This window comes from Eubacteriales bacterium mix99, from assembly GCA_038396605.1.
GTDB lineage: Bacteria > Bacillota > Clostridia > Caldicoprobacterales > DTU083 > UBA4874.
In genome coordinates this window covers 1,949,143-1,968,298 of the sequence record CP121690.1, presented here as the reverse complement: position 1 = coordinate 1,968,298, position 19,156 = coordinate 1,949,143, and the positions used below count along the sequence as shown (strand labels likewise).

The 19,156-nt window shown below is 47.6% G+C and carries 17 protein-coding genes; all 17 read right to left on the bottom strand.

Annotated elements, in window-relative coordinates:
* Positions 1-108: 108 nt before the first annotated feature.
* Positions 109-981 (bottom strand): carbohydrate ABC transporter permease, encoded by an 873-nt coding sequence (locus QBE55_08665; GenBank protein WZL77637.1) that lies wholly within the window; start codon positions 979-981, stop codon positions 109-111.
* A gap of 15 nt (positions 982-996) precedes the next feature.
* Positions 997-1,941 carry an ABC transporter permease subunit gene (locus QBE55_08660; GenBank protein WZL77636.1) on the bottom strand — a complete coding sequence of 315 codons (945 nt, stop codon included), beginning with the start codon at positions 1,939-1,941 and terminating at the stop codon, positions 997-999.
* Positions 1,942-2,246: 305 nt separating this feature from the next.
* A complete protein-coding gene (locus QBE55_08655) occupies positions 2,247-4,388 on the bottom strand; it encodes a glycoside hydrolase family 3 C-terminal domain-containing protein (GenBank protein WZL77635.1) in 2,142 nt (713 codons plus the stop codon).
* 143 nt (positions 4,389-4,531) lie between these two features.
* Positions 4,532-5,998: a xylulokinase gene (xylB, locus tag QBE55_08650; GenBank protein ID WZL77634.1), complete on the bottom strand. Its 1,467-nt coding sequence runs from the start codon at positions 5,996-5,998 to the stop codon at positions 4,532-4,534.
* Between the two features lie 70 nt (positions 5,999-6,068).
* Positions 6,069-7,388 (bottom strand): xylose isomerase, encoded by a 1,320-nt coding sequence (xylA, locus tag QBE55_08645; protein ID WZL77633.1) that lies wholly within the window; start codon positions 7,386-7,388, stop codon positions 6,069-6,071.
* Between the two features lie 243 nt (positions 7,389-7,631).
* Complete coding sequence (locus QBE55_08640; GenBank protein ID WZL77632.1) at positions 7,632-9,986, bottom strand: glycoside hydrolase family 2 TIM barrel-domain containing protein; 2,355 nt, start codon at positions 9,984-9,986, stop codon at positions 7,632-7,634.
* Positions 9,987-10,266: 280 nt separating this feature from the next.
* Complete coding sequence (locus QBE55_08635; GenBank protein ID WZL77631.1) at positions 10,267-10,512, bottom strand: spore coat protein; 246 nt, start codon at positions 10,510-10,512, stop codon at positions 10,267-10,269.
* 11 nt (positions 10,513-10,523) lie between these two features.
* Positions 10,524-10,709 (bottom strand): hypothetical protein, encoded by a 186-nt coding sequence (locus QBE55_08630; protein ID WZL77630.1) that lies wholly within the window; start codon positions 10,707-10,709, stop codon positions 10,524-10,526.
* Between the two features lie 100 nt (positions 10,710-10,809).
* Complete coding sequence (locus QBE55_08625) at positions 10,810-11,061, bottom strand: hypothetical protein (GenBank protein WZL77629.1); 252 nt, start codon at positions 11,059-11,061, stop codon at positions 10,810-10,812.
* A 28-nt stretch (positions 11,062-11,089) separates the two neighbouring features.
* Complete coding sequence (locus QBE55_08620) at positions 11,090-12,358, bottom strand: DNA polymerase IV (protein WZL77628.1); 1,269 nt, start codon at positions 12,356-12,358, stop codon at positions 11,090-11,092.
* Between the two features lie 213 nt (positions 12,359-12,571).
* Entirely contained in the window at positions 12,572-15,205 is a 2,634-nt protein-coding gene (ppdK, locus tag QBE55_08615) for a pyruvate, phosphate dikinase (protein WZL77627.1), read from the bottom strand.
* Between the two features lie 180 nt (positions 15,206-15,385).
* Positions 15,386-16,135 carry a DNA repair protein RecO gene (recO, locus tag QBE55_08610; protein WZL77626.1) on the bottom strand — a complete coding sequence of 250 codons (750 nt, stop codon included), beginning with the start codon at positions 16,133-16,135 and terminating at the stop codon, positions 15,386-15,388.
* A gap of 64 nt (positions 16,136-16,199) precedes the next feature.
* Positions 16,200-16,397: a YqzL family protein gene (locus QBE55_08605; GenBank protein WZL77625.1), complete on the bottom strand. Its 198-nt coding sequence runs from the start codon at positions 16,395-16,397 to the stop codon at positions 16,200-16,202.
* 117 nt (positions 16,398-16,514) lie between these two features.
* Positions 16,515-17,348, bottom strand: a complete 834-nt coding sequence (gene era, locus QBE55_08600) for a GTPase Era (GenBank protein ID WZL79903.1) — start codon at positions 17,346-17,348, stop codon at positions 16,515-16,517.
* A gap of 101 nt (positions 17,349-17,449) precedes the next feature.
* Positions 17,450-17,848, bottom strand: coding sequence for a cytidine deaminase (locus tag QBE55_08595; protein ID WZL77624.1), 399 nt, complete (start codon positions 17,846-17,848; stop codon positions 17,450-17,452).
* A 66-nt stretch (positions 17,849-17,914) separates the two neighbouring features.
* Positions 17,915-18,613: a diacylglycerol kinase gene (locus QBE55_08590; protein ID WZL77623.1), complete on the bottom strand. Its 699-nt coding sequence runs from the start codon at positions 18,611-18,613 to the stop codon at positions 17,915-17,917.
* Between the two features lie 26 nt (positions 18,614-18,639).
* Positions 18,640-19,155 carry an rRNA maturation RNase YbeY gene (gene ybeY / locus QBE55_08585; protein WZL77622.1) on the bottom strand — a complete coding sequence of 172 codons (516 nt, stop codon included), beginning with the start codon at positions 19,153-19,155 and terminating at the stop codon, positions 18,640-18,642.
* Between the last annotated feature and the right edge of the window lies 1 nt (position 19,156).

Here is a 19,156-nt window from a genome sequence, read left to right as displayed (position 1 = left end):
TATTTTTTATATTATTTCTCACAAAGTAAGTTAGAGTTTCACTCCAATACTTTGTGGGCCATAATCACTTTATCAGATCCATAGTTATATAAAATATATCAAGGCCAATTAGCCTTTTACCGCCCCTATTGTTACACCAGCAATAAAGTATTTTTGCAGCCATGGATATATTATCAGGATAGGTAAGGTTGCAAACATAACAGTAGCCGCCTTGAGCGTGTCAGAAAGACCAGGTGTGGAAAATCCTTCTTGCGCGGCAACCTCAACGCTTGTAACATTATTTAGAATGTTATATAAAAGAAGCTGTATAGGATGATATCGCCTTTCATTTATCATATACATCAAAGCATCAGAAAATCCATTCCAGCGACCAACTGCATAAAACAACGAGAGAGTTGCTATTACCGAAGTCGATAAGGGAAGATAGATACTTACCAAAATACGTATAGGACCTGCGCCATCTATCTCTGCACTCTCCCGAAGACTTTGAGGTATGCCATCCAGAAAGCTCCGCATAATAATCATATTAAACACACTTAGACAATTAGGGATTATCAGTACCAATGGATTATCAAGCAGGCCCAGGTCTTTATATAGTAAATAATTAGGAATGGTTCCTGCACTAAAGTACATAGTCATAATAATCATAGTATTAAAAAATCGTCGCCCTTTAAGATGATCGTAGGTAAGAGGGTAAGCACAAATTACCGTCATTACCATTGAAACAATTGTACATATTACAGTAAGAATGGCAGTCCAAACTAAAGACCATGTATACTTTGAATCCTTCAGTACCGTCTCGTACGCGTCAAAATTGAATTCTACAGGCCAGAGCAAAACCTCATTTTTTACAAGAGCCTGCGCAGAACTAAGGGAGCGTGCCAAAATATTTAATATTGGCAATAGACAAACTAGAATCAAAATTATAAAAATAAAAACTATTACTAAATCACCAGGCTTTATATTTCTGGTATTTCTCATGTATAATACCACCTTTCACCATATTCCTCTCTCGCCCAGCCTTTTCGCCACCGAATTAGCTATAAGAAGAAATACAACACCTATGACAGACTGAAACAAACCCACAGCGGTAGTCAATGAAAATTGAAGACCCCGAATACCATTTTGATAAACAAAAGTTGAAATAACGTTTGAAACACTGGTAACAAGGGGGTTTGTAAGTGCATATGGGCGGTCAAAATCACTGCCCAGAATATGGCCAAGATTCATGATAAGAAGTACAACAATTGTAGGACGCAATTCAGGCAGCGAAATATGCCACATCTTCCTTAAACGGCCAGCTCCATCTACAGATGCTGCCTCGTATAATTCTGGATTTATAGTAGTTAAGGCAGCTATATAAATAATAGTGTTCCAACCCATACTCTGCCATATCCCCAGTAAAACATAAGTAAACACCCAATGCGTTGGTTCATTTAAAAAGGGTATGGTGTTAAATCCCAATCGATTAAGAAGTATATTTATCAGTCCATTTGTAGGTGCAAAAAGTTGCAGAGCTATACCGGATATAATGACCCAGGAAAGAAAATGAGGCATGTATATCACCGTTTGGGTAACACGCTTAAATCCGTTAAACGGCAGTTCATTCAATAGTAGCGCCAGGACAATGGGAATAGGAAATCCGATTACCAGATCAAGCATATTCAGCATTAGAGTATTGCGCAATGCATAGATGAAATCCCTATTTGAGAAAGCCTTAATAAAGTATTCAAATCCATGGTTTCCAGCCCACTCCATCTGCCAGATATTCTGAACAATACTGTAATTCTTAAAAGCTATCTGTATATACATCATCGGTATATAGCGGAATACTATAAAAAAAGCAATTGGCAGAATCATCAGAAGATATAGTGTCCAGTATCGTTTAAAATAATTTATATTGCTATTTTTTCTCAAAATTTCTGATTTCATAGCCAACATTCCTTTCCTCTTTATTTGTCTAAATCCACTAAGCTTAAGTCTATAAAACAGCCATGATATCAGCACTATATAAGGTATGTCCAGGCCTCTCTCATCTATATTGATCATTTCGAACGTCTGCATTTTTTTAAATTTATCCATGTAATTCATATTCTAATTCTATTATAATTAACAGGATATCTGATATCAATGAACGATCTCACTATTATTTGCATAATATCACTAAAAGATAGGCTATAAAAGAAGCAATTCTCTTCACTGAAAAGTAAAGAGAATCGCACAATTTAATGGAAATGCAGCCTTTATCATAGGTTTATGTCAACCGACAAAGGCTGCATGCCTGTCAGGGCAGCACTTCTTTTATCCGGCTGGCTTATTCCTGCAAAAACGGTAAAGTGCTTGCTGTCCAGATATCGGTTTCCTTCCCCGTCCACGATATTCATGGCTTTGTTTGGAATCGTGGCTTCCACCACCCTGTTTTCCCCTTTGTTAAGATGAATTCGTTGAAAACCACACAGGCAGGGATTGGAAACCGCATATTTGGAATATTTATCCTTTATATAGAACTGCACCACCTCATCGGTATCGTAATTCCCTGTATTTTTAATTTCCACCGTTAGCTGGATATCACTATCCTTAGTTACCTTGTTTCGAATCCTCAGATTCCTCAGCTCAACCCTGCTGTAGGTCAGTCCGAATCCAAAGGGATAAAGGGGCTCGGTTTCCATATAGCGATAGGTCCGTCCCTTCATGGAGTAATCAGTAAATGCAGGGAGATCTTCCACACTTCTGTAAAAGGTAACAGGCAGTTTTCCGGAAGGGGAGTAGTCGCCAAACAGACATTCTGCCGCAGCCTGACCGCCTCTGGCACCGGGGTACCAGGTTTGAAGAATGGCATTGCACTTTTTATCGGCGAAATTGATGCTCACAGCACTCCCTGTTGACAACAGAAGTACGGTTGGTTTCCCAACCGCCACTACCTTCTCCAGCAGATCCTCCTGTACCTCCGGAAGATTCAGATCTGCCTTGTCTCCGGATGCGGAGGCATTTCCGGCATCTCCCTGCTCTCCTTCCAATGTCTCATCCAGACCCAGGCAAAGGACCACCACATCGCTGTGTTCCGCCACGGTCCGTGCTTCCGCTGTCCTGTCATTTTTCAGCCCCAGACTTTCCACCTTGTCTTTATATAAATGACAGCCTTCCGAATAATAAACACGAACCTCATCCCCGACATAATCCTGTATTCCTTCCAGCAGCGTGATAGTCCTGGAAGGAGTTCCATAGTAGTTCCCTTTCAAAACCAGACGACTGTTGGCATTGGGCCCGATGACCCCGATTGTCTTTATCCTGTCTTTGTCCAAAGGCAAAATCCCGTCATTCTTCAGAAGGACCATGCTCTTTCGGGCGGCTTCCAATGCCGCTTCATTATGCTCTCCGGAATCCACTACCGAGTAGGGAATGCTGTCGTATTCGCATTCATCAAACATTCCCAGTTTCATTCTGGTGGTAAACACTCTTACCGCGGATCTGGTGATATCCTCTTCTGTAATCAGGTTATCCTTAAGAGCCTGCAGTAAGTGAAGATAGGTGTTTCCGCAGTTTAAATCGCATCCTGCCTTTATGGCAAGAGCGGCAGACTCCGGAGCTGTGGAGGTAACAAGGTGCCTGGTATGAAAATCTGCGATTGCCCCACAGTCTGAGACAACATGGCCTTCAAATTTCCATTTGCCCCTCAGGATATCCCGAAGCAATGTATAGCTCCCGCAGCAGGGCTCTCCATTTGTACGGTTGTACGCTCCCATGACGCCTTCCACTTTGCCTTCCAATACACAATCCTCAAATGCAGGCAGATAGGTCTCCCACATATCCTTCTTTGATGCTGTCGCATCGAATTCGTGCCGGAGGCTTTCCGGGCCGCTGTGTACTGCAAAATGCTTGACACAGGCCGCAGACTTCAGATATCTGCCATGACCCTGCAGGCCCTTTATAAAAGCGACCCCCAGTCTCCCCGTCAGGTAAGGATCCTCGCCGTAGGTTTCATGCCCTCTGCCCCATCTGGGATCCCGAAAGATATTTACATTGGGTGACCAGAAGGTGATTCCCTTATAGATATCGCGGTCTCCATGCTTTACCGCTTCGTTGTATTTCGCCCGCCCCTCGGTGGCAATGATATTCCCAATTACCTCCATAAAATGTTCATCAAACATGGCAGCCATACCGATTGCCTGAGGAAACATGGTGGCTGTGCCGCCCCTCGCGACACCATGAAGGGCTTCATTCCACCAGTTATACGCAGGAATGTTCAGCCGCTCTATGGGCGGTGCATCATATTTCAGCTGGGATGCCCTTTCCTCTATGGTCATCTGATCCACCAGCTTACGCGCACGTTTTTCCGCTTCCTGCGTTGTGATTCGGTTCGTCCTTCCTTCAACTGCTTCTGCTCCCATTTCTTCACCATCCTGTTTTTATAGCTTCCATACTCAATGATACGCATAATTGTTTCAAGAATAGAACTTTACCATGTAAAGCACTCCTGTGTTCCTATGTAAGTTCCTATGTAAGTTCCTATAATGTACTCCCATCTACACATCTACATTTTGGGAAACAGATCCTTCAGCCCCGGATAAAGGCTCCGGTACACCCGGTATCTTTCATTATAAAGAGAAACGATTGCAGGGTCCGGCTCCACTGTAGTCCGGATTTGGACAATCTTTTCCGCAATCTCCTCCACGGAAGCGTAAGCTCTGCAGCCCACCGCAGCCAGCATGGCAGCACCAAGTGCCGGCCCTTCTTCCACGGACAGGATGTCCACCTTCAGATTCAGAACATTGGCCAGGATTTCTCTCCAGAGAGGACTCTTCGCTCCGCCGCCGCACATTTTGGTCCTCTTTATCCCGGTTCCCAGGGATCGGGCAACCTCATAGGAATCCCGGATTGCAAATGCCACTCCCTCCATCATGGCAAGGGTCATATCCTTCCGGGTGGTTTCCATGGTCATGCCGACAAAGGCTGCTCTGGCATTGGGATCATTGTGGGGAGAACGCTCTCCCATCAAATAGGGAAGAAAATACACCCGGTTGCTGCCCAGATTATGAATATCCTTCTGCTCTCCGGCAAAATCCTTCGTCTTCAGGATCTCTTCCATCCACCACTTATTGCAGGAAGCAGCACTGAGCACCACTCCCATGAGATGATAATTGCCATCCGCATGGGCAAAGGCATGAAGGGCATTGTTTTTATCCACTTCAAATTGTTCACTGGAAACAAACAGGGTGCCGGAAGTACCAAGGGAAACGTTGCACCTTCCTTCCCCCACGGTACCGGTCCCCACTGCAGCAGCCGCATTGTCCCCTGCCCCTGCCACAATTTTGACATTCCCGGGTAAACCAAATTCCCCGGCGATCTCCTCTTTCATGGTTCCAACCACCTCATAGCTCTCATAGACGGCTGGAAGCTGTTCTTCGGTGACCCCGCATATCTGCATCATGTCTTTTGACCAACATCTGTTTTTCACATCAAACAGCAATGTCCCCGAGGCATCGGAAGGATCGGAAGCGTGTACTCCGGTCCACCGATACACGATATAGTCCTTTGGAAGCATAATCTTTGCAATGCGCCTGAAATGATCCGGTTCCTGTTTCCTCATCCACAGAATCTTTGGCGCGGTAAATCCGGCAAAGGCAACATTGGCCGTATCCGCCGATAAACGGTCTTTCCCGATCTCCTGATTCAGGTATTCAGTCTCCTCAGCGGTTCTCTCGTCATTCCACAGAATCGCGGGACGAATCACATGATCGCTTCTGTCCAACGCCACCAGGCCATGCATCTGTCCGCTTACTCCAATCCCGGCCACCCTGGATTTATCAATATCCAGGAGAAGTTCCCGGAGCCCATCCGATGTCTGACGATACCAATCCTCCGGATTTTGTTCCGACCAGCCCGGCTTCGGATAGGAAATGGGATATTCCCTTGATACGCTCTTTACGCAGACACCATTTTGATTCATCAGCAGCAGTTTTACTGCTGAGGTGCCCAAATCCACTCCAATAAAATACATTTCACACCTGCCCGTTCCTTGATGGGTCCTTGAGGGTACTTAGTTCGATGGTACTTCCGGAAACATTTGCTTAGCCAAAAAGTATGGAATTCACAATGCTCTCCAGGTATTCCTGCCTTCCGGACCCGGGCAGCTCAGGCGCTCCCAGTTTTTCGGCATGTTCGGCAAGCTCCGTCAGGTTTGTCCCGCCTTTTCTGATCTTTGCGCCCAGTCCGGTTTCGAAGCTGGAGTATCTTTCCTTCACAAAACGGTCAATCCTGCCGTCCTCTATGATCTGAGCAGCTTTGATGAGACCCAGGGCGAAGGTGTCCATTCCCAGGATATATCCCAGGAACATATCCTCATGGGTATTGCTGGGACGCCGGTTTTTGGCATCGAAGTTGAACCCTCCGTTTTTCAGCCCTCCGGCCTTTAAAACTTCATACATGCACATGGCTGCTTCATATACATTAAAGGGAAACTGATCCGTGTCCCACCCAAGAAGACAATCCCCCTGGTTTGCATCAATGCTTCCCAGCATCCCGTGGATCGCGCTGACCCGCAGCTCATGCTGGAAGGTATGCCCTGCCAGCGTCGCATGATTGGCTTCGATATTCAGCTTGAAATCCTGATCCAGACCATAGTCCTTCAGAAAGCCAATCGCTGTGGAAGCATCAAAATCATATTGATGCTTTGTCGGTTCCTTGGGCTTGGGTTCAATGTAAAAGTCTCCTTTGAAACCAATGCTTCTGCCGTATTCCACCGCCATTTTCATAAGTGCCGCGATGTTTTCCAGCTCGAATTTCATATCGGTATTCAGCAGTGTTTCATAGCCTTCCCTGCCTCCCCAGAATACATAGCCCCTGCCGCCCAGCTTTACGGTAAGATCCAGAGCTTTCTTGACCTGTGCCGCGGCAAAACAATATACATCCGCGGAATTGGTGCTCCCTGCCCCGTTCATAAATCTTGGATTGTTGAACATATTTGCCGTAGCCCAAAGAAGCTTTTTCCCGGTGTGTTTCATCTTTTCCCTGATATAATCGGAAATCGTATCCAGACGTGCATTGGTCTCAGAGATGGTTTCGGCCTCCGGCACCAGATCCGCATCATGAAAACAGAAATATTCGATGCCCAGTTTCTCCATGAATTCAAAGCCTGCATCGACCTTTGCCCTGGCATGTTCCATGGTGCCGACTTCCGATCCAAAGCTCTTGTCCGCCGTGCCCACTCCGAACATATCGGCACCGGCTGCGCCAAGATTATGCCACCAAGCCATGGCAAAAGGAAGATGTTCCTTCATGGTTTTACCCATAATGACTCTGTCTGCGTCATAATACCGGAACGCAAAAGGATTTTTTGCAGACGGTCCTTCGTACTTTACCTTCGGAATGCTTTTGAATATTTCGCCCATTGTCATACCTCCTATTTTATTTGAATACTATTTTAGCCTTACTGAAACACACTTAAGAGTCTTATGCTTTATGAGCAAATGCCAATAGATATTATAATTATTATAAGACTAAAAAATATTATATAACAAATATTCTTATATAACTCATCATATATTGCCAAACATATCTCAGTTATTGTCATATTGGATTGTCGCATAGCCAGTTCATATGATACTTATCTTCTGAAAAAATGATTTCTTTTATTAAAGATCCTTCTCTTCCTTTTTCCCCCACCCTTCAGTAGGACACTCAGGACTTTCCCGGCTGATGATTATCGCCCGGCCAGAGAATAAACCATCCGAAAATGCCCGGATGATCGTCCGTCCTTCTGCCCCGATCAGTTGAACGGCTATGCTTGCCTGCCCGTGCAGCAGGTGTGTCTCATGGGAACGATAAGTTTCCAATGACATCAAATCCCCATTATCCACCCCGATAATCCCGCCGTTTCCTTCCACCTGGAACCGAACACCGGCGTTTTCCTGGAAAATTGGATTTCCCTCCCGATCAATAGCCCGTACTGTCATCTGCACCACACAGGGCTTATCTGCGCAGACTTCTTTTTCCGCCTCGTCGAACGTCAGTGCAACAGCAGGCCCCGGTGTTTTCAACTGATGCCGGCATACCTGTTTGCCATGATTCAGGCCAACTGCTGTCACCGCTCCAGGCGTATATGGAAGGTAGCCGGTAATAAGCCGGTTCGGGAATTGCGCCGGTCGCTTGACATAAAACCTTCTGTCGTCCAGATACAGCTCAACTTCTTCACAGTTGCTTGCTATTGCAAAGGGAATCACTGCGCGTGAAAATTGCGGGAACTCCCAATGGGAATAATAGTGTGGAAAGTCCCAGTGTTCCTTTACCCCCTCGTCCGGGACGGAATAATCCAGGACCGCAAAACGAACCATGGGCTTTTCTGTCCAGTAACTTTGATAGAGATAGGATATGAATCTCCTTTCCATATTGGTCCGGAAAAGAGAACCCGACCATCCCCTGGATGGATAGCCCATCGATTCTCCCAGATAATCAATTCCCGTCCAGATCATACCGCCAATCACATATCCGTACTTCTCCACATCCAACCATGGCACTTCTTCCGTATAATTCTGCATCTGATTCAGGCTGCTCTTGAAATAGGGGTATATTTCTGTTCCCAGAATCACCTTGTCCGGCACCGCCTCGTGAATCTTCGGATAGAACGGCTCCTGGTAATTGCAAGCAATGACATCCACATATTCTGAGATCTTTCGAATACGGTCAATTTTTTCATCTGCATCCCATATTTCAGTTTCGTCCGTTTCGTCCACGAATTTCTGAATGTCCCTGATTTCGGACATATTGATATTTGATTCCTTTTTATAATGCGGATTTAAGGCCACAGTGACGGGCCTGGTCGTGTCATACTCCCGAACCTTCCCACACAGTTTCCCCAAAATCTTCAGCATGGATGCCTGTCCTTGCCGTTCTACTTCGTTTCCCACGCCCCAGATAAAAATGCAGGGGTGGTTGCGGTCCCTTTTCACCATGCAGGTAAGGTCTTTTTCCCACTCAGTCGCAAAATATCGGCCATAAGCGCCTCCGGTCCATTTATCGAAACATTCCTCGTACACATAAAATCCCATCTCATCACATAAATCCAAAAATTCCGGCGTATAGATATGATGTGCTGCCCGGATGGCGTTGCAACCGATTTCTTTCAGCTTCAGAAGTTTTTCCCTCCATACTTCCCTGGGCACAGCCGTACCCAGGCAGCCCGCATCCTGGTGAATACACAAGCCCCTTAGCTTCACCGTTTCACCGTTAACAAGCATCCCTTCCCGGGGATCCATTACAATCTGACGGATTCCAATATTTTCGGTGATTTCGTCTATTACTTGCCTTCCGTGATACAATGAAAGCACCACCTTATACAGGTTCGGAGAAGCGGCACTCCAAAGCTTTACATTCGGTATGGCTATTTGAATTTCCCCGGATCCGGATTCCCCGGAATACTCTGTTTCCCCATCCAGGACCCTTGCGCGAATCCGTTCCTTTTTCCCCGTTTGAATCGTCAGGAGTGCATTTTTGCCTTTCACAGAGCTCTTAATAAAAATATCTCCAGCATTCAAATGGTCCTCCGGCACCTCCAGGAGAGAAACCGTGCGATAAATTCCGGCGCCACTGTACCAACGATCTACCGGGCTCGCAGTGTTGTCTACTTTGATGAGAATGTGATTTACTCCTTTCTGTAACAGAGAGGTAATATCAAAGTGAAAGCTGCTGTAACCGTAACGGTTTTGTCCGGCAAGCCGGCCATTGATCCAGACCGTACTGTTCTCAAAGATACCGGCAAAGCAAAGCAGATATATCTTCCCTTCCCTGGGTTTAATTTTGAGTTTTCGGCGATACCATCCGACCCCCCATCGGTCGAAGAAGCCTTGCTGCGGCCCCTGATCCATCCATCGGTTAAATGGTCTCCCAACTGCCCAGTCATGGGGAAGCGTGACCGGATGAAAATCCCGGTTCTCTTTTCGATCAAAAGCAAATTCCCAGCCATCCATCAATTCCCGTATCAATCGTCTCATAAGGACTCCTTTTTAGGTATAAAATCTTTGAAAATGCTGCATCAGTCCGTGTCTGCCGCAGACCGGTTGCATGTATTATCCTATCAACATTGCCAATATAATGCAAGATGTAATGTGGGAATATGCCGAAATTTATAGCGCTGACTTTCTCATTTTATAATATTCTAATAAAAAGCCCGGTTCATAAAAGATGGATAATGAATGGTAATGTTGCCGGACAACGCCGAAATGCGCAAAAAAAGTCCCCGGTATTTCCGGGGACCCGATTCAGGTCACAATTTTATCTGACTTCTGATTTTACCTGCTGAACCTCAGAATCATTTGCCTGAGCCGCAGGCACATAATATCCTTTGGAACTGGCCAGCTGATAAAGCTCATATTGCGAAGTTTCGCAATTATCGCGAATCTGCTGCAGAGTGGATCGAAGATTTGTATTCGAACACTCTGAGATGGCACTGGAGTAAAAGGTCAGTTCGCTTTTCACCCCGGATAAGGCATCATTGACCATTGCTTTTTCCTCTAACATTCATTTCCCTCCTAGTTTAAGAATGACAGCAACTGCTGTTTGGTGCTCTGCGCACTCTGTGCGGATTTTTCAAAATAATCCCGCACCTGCGAATCGGTCGCCTGCTGTGCATAGGTCTGCATTTTGTTGTACGAGGTTTCCTGTGCGCCGATTAAGTGTCGGAGATTTTGGAGCTCCATTTGATTCAGCTGAGACATTAGAATTCTCCTTTCCTTCTTCTTTAAAGTTATTATCTGTTCTATTTCCGGAAATATGCGTCAAGCTATGGGATTGATGCAGCCATTTCATCCACGGCCTTTACATTTTATATAAAAACCACCGGCATGTTGCAATTTCATATTTCAGCTCAAAAACCTTTTCCTGTCCTGCCACAACACTTTGGCATAGAAAAATCAGCATTCGGTTGCCGGCCAGCTTCTCCTCTTTTCGTTCCATCACCCGAATGGAGCCAACCTTGATCACCGAGGCATCGTCTTGTCTCATCAAAAATCGGATCGGCGTAATCCGCCCGTTTTCATCCGTCCAGAATATCATTTTCAATCTTTTCATCCGGATCTTCATAAAAACAGCACCGTCCTTACAGAATACTTGTCATGACCGGAAAGCCTGCATCTCCGCCTGTTCCGCCGGTCAGGGGAGTGAGCCCGCTTTGAACAAAGTTCCCCCGTACAATGGAGAAAGGCCCATACTTCGCCCTTATGGCATCCACCGTCCGGTCCACCTTTTTCTTTTCATCCCAGTCCTTTTCCAATGCAGACAACTGGATATAGCCTGCCGACGACAAATCATTTACCCATACCCCCAGGCCGCGGATGGGCTCACCTTTCCACGCTGCATCAAACAGCCTCCTGCAATATTCATAAATTGCGTCCGTGCAGTCTATGGAGGATTGTATTTTTACCTGATGGCTGTAAGTAACCAGATCGCCGGACTTCCGAATGGATACCCCGATGACCCGGCCGCACAGATTTGCCAGCCGCAGGCGCATGCCGACTGTTTCCGCCAGGGACAGCAGAACAGCATGTGCCGTTTCCTGATCCTCCACGTCGAAATGAACCGTGCAGGAATTGCCGATACTTTTTGCCGGCGGCCCCGAGGTCATGATATCCGAATGCTCCACACCATGGGCATATTCCCACAGCAGCTGCCCATGATCCCTGCTGTAACTCTTAAACAGATAGCCCAGCAGCTTGACATCCGTCCCCGCAAGATCTCCAATGGTATGGATTTCATACCGATGCAGCTTTGCAGCAGCAGCCCTGCCGACACCATATAAATCCTCCACCGGCAGCGGCCACATCTTTTTTTCCACCTCAGGCGGAAACAATGTGGAAACCGCATCCGGTTTTCTGAGCTCCGAGCCCATTTTTGCCAGCAGTTTATTGGTACTGACCCCAACGCTTACCGTAAAGCCAAGCTCCTGCCGGATACGTTCCCGGATCCGATGGGCAAAACGGACGCTTTCCTCTTTTGCCAACGTCCCGGGAACCTCCATAAAGCACTCATCAATGCTGAACACCTGAACCTTGTCGCTGTAATCCTTCAGCAGCTGAACCAAAGCTCTGTGACAGCACATATAAAGAGGATAATCCGGAGGAATCAGCACAATGCCTGGACATTTCCGTTTTGCCTCCCAGCTCGCCTCCCCGGTCTTCACCCCGTATGCCTTTGCAGGGAGACTCTTGGCCAATATGATCCCATGGCGGGTAGCCTGCGATCCGGCCACTGCAGACGGAATCTCCCTTACATCCACAGCGGTCCCGTGCTGAAGCCTGTGAACCGCTTCAAAGCTCAGGTATGCAGAATTCACATCAACATGCAGTATGATTCTTTCTTTTCCATTCAATCCAAAAACCACCCAATCATCTTGTTATGGAACATATGTTCGTATCTCTATTATATGACCGGACAGACGGATTATGCAACTTGTATGTTTTGGATAATTTCAAAAAGAAAATCAGAACGGTTCGACTTTCTGGTTTGCCAAAAAAACAGCAGCGCTCTGTTGTTTTTAAAACAACAGAGCGCTGCTGTTATCGTAAGTGCAGGAAAGTATTATTTACTTCACCGGACCGTATTTGACGACAGCCTGTGCGGCAGCCAGTCTGGCAATCGGCACACGGAAGGGAGAGCAGGAAACATACTGCAGACCGATCCGATAGCAGAACTCAATGGAACTGGGATCTCCGCCGTGCTCTCCGCAGATGCCCAGCTTAATATCGGGGCGGGTCTTCTTTCCAAGCTCCACCGCAATCTTCATCAGCTTGCCGACGCCCACCTGATCCAGCCTGGCAGTCGGATCCGATTCAAAGATCTTGGCATCGTAATACTTGTCCAGAATCTTGCCGGCATCATCCCGGCTCAGGCCATAGGTCATCTGGGTCAGATCATTGGTCCCGAAGGAGAAGAACTCTGCTTCCTCGGCGATCTGATCTGCTGTCAGGGCGGCCCTCGGAATCTCGATCATGGTACCGACCATATATTTCATGTCCATGCCGGATTTTTTGATTACCTGATCCGCGGCTCCCGTAATAATCTTCTTGACGTATTTCAGCTCCTTGATATCACAGATCAGAGGAATCATGATCTCCGGTACAATATCATAGCCTTTTTCCTTTTTGACCTCCAGAGCAGCTTCGATAATGGCGGTTGTCTGCATCTCGGCAATCTCCGGATAGGTAACTGCCAGACGGCATCCACGGTGACCAAGCATGGGATTGATCTCCTTCAGGCTGAGCACAACGGACTTCAGCTCTTCAAAGGTGAGGTCCAGTTTACCGGCCAACTCCCGAATCTCCCCGTCTTCATGAGGCAGGAATTCGTGAAGCGGCGGATCCAGAAGACGGATGACAACCGGCTTCCCTTCCATTGCCTCAAAAATCCCCTTGAAGTCGTCTTTCTGCATCGGCTGAATCCCTGCAAGGGCTTTCCTTCTGTCGGCTTCATTGGTCGCGACAATCATCCTGCGGAATGCGGTAATCCGATCCGGATCAAAGAACATATGCTCGGTACGGCAAAGCCCGTTGCCCTCTGCGCCGAACTTTACGGCCTGGCGTGCATCCTTGGGGGAATCCGCATTGGACATGACCTTCATGGTCCGGATGTCATCGGCCCAATCCATCAGGGTTCCGAAATCGCCGGCCATGGAAGCTGCCTCTGTGGCAATGCTGCCGCTGTATACATAACCGGTACTGCCGTCCAGGGAAATCTCGTCCCCTTCATGATACGTTTTGCCTTTGGCAGTAAAGGTTTTGGCCTTTTCATCCACAACGATCTCCGAACATCCGGCTACACAGCAGGTACCCATTCCACGGGCCACCACTGCTGCGTGGGATGTCATACCGCCCCGGGCCGTCAGAATTCCTTCTGAGGAATACATTCCTTCAATGTCTTCCGGTGAAGTCTCCTCCCGTACCAGGATGACCTTTTCCCCGTTTTCCTCAGCTTTTGTAGCGGCTTCGGCAGTAAAGTACACGGCACCGGCAGCCGCACCGGGGGATGCAGGCAGACCCTTTGCAATGGGCTGTGCTTCTTTCAGTGCCTTTGCCTGGAACGTCGGATGCAGCAGGGCATCCAATTGCTTCGGCTCCACCTTCAGAATGGCTTCCTCCCTGGTCAGCAGGCCTTCGGAAACCAGATCCACGGCGACTTTTACCGCAGCGGTTGCCGTGCGCTTTCCGTTCCGTGTCTGAAGCATATAGAGTTTCCCTTTTTCAATGGTAAACTCCATATCCTGCATATCCTTATAATGCTGTTCCAGGGTCTCCGCAATGCTGACAAATTGCTTGTATACCTTCGGATTGGTCTGCTCCAGATGGGAAATCGGCTGAGGGGTGCGAATGCCGGCGACGACATCCTCTCCCTGGGCATTCATCAGATATTCCCCGTACAGCCGTTTTTCCCCGGTGGCCGGATCACGGGTAAACGCCACGCCTGTCCCGGAATCCTCACCCATATTTCCGAATACCATGGCCTGTACGTTGACGGCGGTACCCCAGTCGCTGGGGATATCGTTCATCCTTCTGTAAACATTCGCTCTGGGATTGTCCCAGGAACGGAAAACAGCCTTGACGGCTTCCAGCAGCTGCACCTTGGGATCCTGCGGGAATTCTTCCTCCTTTTCCTGCTTATAGAGCTCCTTAAACCGGCGGACCACTTCTTTCAGATTTTCTGCCGTCAGTTCCGTATCCATTGTTACATTGTTTTCTTCTTTTACTGCATCCAGTATGGCATCAAACTTTGTCTTGTCGATTTCCATAACAACATCAGAAAACATCTGAATAAATCTGCGGTAGCTGTCATAGGCAAATCTTTCGTTGTTGGTCAGTTTGGCCACACCCTGGACTGCAACGTCATTCAGGCCCAGATTCAGAATGGTATCCATCATTCCGGGCATGGAAGCCCGGGCACCGGAGCGAACGGATACCAGGAAGGGATTCTCAAGATTCCCGAATTTTTTGCCGATAACGTTCTCGGTGGTTTCCAGTGCCTCATAAATCTGATCCATGATATCCTGTGCAATGGTTTTGTTATCCTGATAATAACGGGTACATGCCTCCGTCGTAACGGTGAATCCCTGAGGAACCGGAAGACCAAGATTTGTCATTTCTGCCAGATTGGCTCCTTTTCCTCCCAATAGATTTCTCATGCCCGCGTTGCCCTCTTTAAAGAGGTAAACATACTTGTTGGACATAGACTTTCCTCCTTAGCTTTTCTGTTTCTTCCATATATGTAAGCCAAAAGCTTCCATACAACACAACAGGTTCTGTCTCAGGAACAGGAAACAGGGCTCTCTGTCCCGGATCTGTCCCAGTCGACCAATTTCTTTTATATCATACATATCATACAGAATTTTCGACAAATGGTCAAGACATCAAATGAAAAAGGATTTCAAAAAGTCCCTTGATTTGATTTTCTTTTCCAGCTTTTGTTCGATATAGGCGGGAAGAATCCGGTTCATCTGCTCTTTTTCCCCGGGCAAAACGAAAATACGGAAACATTCGTCAATGTCCGCGTCCAGAATCTTCTGCATCATCCGGGATGTTTCCCGGGAAATCGGAATCCCGGAAGAGTCCGACCCCCTGCAGTTTTCACAAACCAGCCCGCCCTGCTCCGGCCGGAAAGAAAAAGCAGAACCAACGGGACGATTCCCACAGATCACACAGGTGCCCAGAACCGGACGATACCCGATCAAATCCATCAGTTTCAGTTCATAGATCAGCATTCTTCCTGCCAGATCCTTTTCTCCAAATGCGAAATAGCTCAGGCCCGCCAGAAGCAGCCGAAAAAGAGGAAAATTACTTTCCCCTGTGGTTGCTACCTCTTCTGTTAAATTGGCGATATATGTCGCACAGGAAAATCTCTCCATATCACTTCGGATATCAAAGAAAGAGTTCCGGACCTCTGCCTGACTCATAATGTAAATATCCCGGTAAGACTGCAGAATCAGATCACCGTAGCAGAATAACTGAGAACAGGACAGAAACTTGCTTTTCGGCTTTCTGCAACCACGGGCCAGAACAAGGATCCTGCCAAGCTCCGGAGACAGAACCGTCAACAGACGATCCGCCTCATTTCGATCGGCAGTTCGAAGTACCACTCCCTGTGTGTGAACAAACTTCATCCCATACCCTTCCTTACAGCAAATATATTGGCAGCCACAGGCTGCATAATTCAAAAATAATTTGTTACAGCGGATCTTTTATCTGTAACCTCAACCCCATCACCGTATTCCCGCCCGCAACTTCCGGCGCATTTTTCTCCGGTACAGCATCTGCTTCTTCCTCTGTTTCGCCCGATACGCTTTCTTTCTCCAATGCCTTGTAAAACAAATAGACATTGATCCTGCCGGTTTCCCTGAACATATTCCACAATAACTGCAACAATCAAAATGCCTCCTTTTTTTGTGGATCAATTTACTCCTGTTCATAGATTGCCCGGCTCAAAAATACACTATTCCATGTAAATTCATCCGATTTTGAATTTATTTCCATATATATGCATCATTTATGCGGGCTGTAACCAAGGCTTTTCAACGTATTCGAATCATTGCGCCAGTCATTCTTTACTTTTACAAACAGCTTCAGAAAAACCTTTTCGCCCATAAGCGATTCCATATCCTTCCTTGCCATGCTCCCGATCGATTTCAGCATCTGACCGCCTTTGCCGATGACAATTCCCTTATGGGAAGACTTTTCGCAGAGAATGGAAGCATAAACTTCCACCAGGCCCTTGTCTTCCCTTTCCTGTATTTTTTCCATTTCCACGCCAATGCCATGGGGAACCTCCTGCTGCAGCAGCTGCAATGCCTTTTCCCGTATAATTTCAGCCAGAATGGCCCGTTCGGGCTGATCCGTCACCATATCATCCGGATAATACTTCGGACCTTCCGGCAAAAAGGAAACCAGCTTTTGCTCCAGCGAATCCATATTGAAACCCTGCTTCGCAGAAACCTCAACGATTTCCGCAAAAGGACAAACCTCCGCCAAATCCTTTATCCGGGCTCTCGTCTTCTCCGGATTGGCAATATCCATTTTATTGGCAGCCAAAATGACAGGAACACGCAGTTCCTTCAGGCGTCCGGCAATCCGCCGGTCTCCTGCACCGATGCCGTCTGCTGCGTCCACAACGAACAGGATCGCTTCCATATCGGAAAGGGAATCCCGGGCAGCCTGCGCCATATACTCGCCCAGTTTGTTTTTGGGACGGTGAATGCCCGGCGTATCAACAAATATAATCTGATAGTCTTCCCGCGTCAGAATACATTGAATCCGGTTTCGAGTGGTCTGGGGCTTATCGGAAACAATGGCGATTTTCTCCCCAATGAGGGTATTCATCAGGGTAGATTTTCCCACATTAGGCCTGCCGATCAGGGCAAGAAAGCCGGAACGAAACTCCGACAAATGATCACTTCCTTCTTTTATAATATCCATGAAAATCAGGCGTTAAACTCTGTAAATGCATGAGGCAGAAGATCTTCCGTCCGGTAAATCCGATACTTTCCTGCCCTGTTTCCTGCAACAACTATGGGAACCCGGAATTCTGCAAGGACCTGCCTGCAGATCCCGCAGGGAAAAATCGGTTTATCCATGTCGGAAACCACTGCAATCGCCGAAAACTTCCTCTTTCCCTCCGAAACTGCGTGAAAAACCGCACTGCGCTCCGCACAGCAGGTGGCACCATAGCTCACATTTTCCACATTGGCCCCTGTGTGGATTTCCCCGTCTTCACACAGAAGCGCAGCTCCGACATGAAGTCCGGAATATGGCACATAGGCATGACTCCGGGCCTCCAGAGCCTTGTTGATCAGAAGCTGATAATCCGGATTATCCGGCATAATGGATCCCTCCTGTTCCAATCTGATTCAAATACCTGCATGAACGCGCATGCCTCAGACGGATATTCAAACTGCCATCTGAAAGATCAACACCGTCAGGAAGAAGCCCAGCAATGCTCCCACAATAATCTCCCACAGGGTGTGCACTCCTGCCTCCAGACGGCTGTGCATCACCATCACGGTAAGGGCAGCAGCCAGAAAGGGGATGGCCGCACCTTTACTCAGAAAAATAATGGATGTCAGAAGGGACATCGCCAGTGCACTGTGTCCGCTGGGCATGCCGCCCCGGAGAAACGTGCCCTTCCTGCTCCATGCCTTCCCGGCAATTACGGCAATGGTAACAACGATCAGACTGATGATGGTAATATGTATCGGCATATGTTTTACTTTATTGGTCACAGTAAACGTAATATTCCGCAGATCATCATAGAATATAATGCATCCGACCACCGCAGACAGGACAGATGCCACAAGGACCGCTCCGGCTGACACATCCTTTGCAATGGCCGCCAGGGGGTGATAGCTGCTGTGCGCCAGATCCACAGCGGTTTCGATTGCCGTGTTGATCATCTCCGCCATGATGACCGCACCAATGCACAGAAGCAGTACGACGGTCTCCAGGGCCGAAACCTTCGTGAGAATGGCCAGCAGGAGAACCAGAGCTGCAACGACAAAGTGAATCCTCATATTCCGCTGGGTCCTGAGACAATGCAGGAGCCCCCGGATGGCATAATTGAAACTGTCTGTTAATTTCCTGGATTTCATGGTATGGTCCTTCTCTCCTGAAACAATCAGGGTTCTTTCGACTTCCGCTCCCTGGAAAGATCCAATGCCTGAAGAATGGTTTCCTGCAGACGGTTCATGATCTGCTCCATCTCTTTTCCTTTCTCATGGTCATAGCCCAGAAGATGGAGAAGCCCGTGAACCATAAGAAAAGCAAGCTCCCGCTCTATGCCGTGTCCATATTCATCTGCCTGTTCCATCGCTCTTTCCACGGACAGGGCGATGTCCCCGAGAACCGCTTCTCCGGTACCCGGATCCCGGTTCTCCTCCAGGGTTTCCCGATCCGGGAATTCGCCGGAAGGAGACAATTCAATCTGCGGAAAGGAAAGGACATCCGTAGCCGCATCCTTTCCCCGGTACTCCCGGTTCAATTGCCGGATTTGTGCATTGTCCACCAGCACCAGGCTGACTTCCGCCTGAATATCCAGCTTCAGACTTCTCAGAGTCTGCCGCAGAATCCGCTCGAAAAAATCCTGCAGGTCTGCCGTCAGAAATTCCTGTCGGTTGTCTATCCATAACGTCATA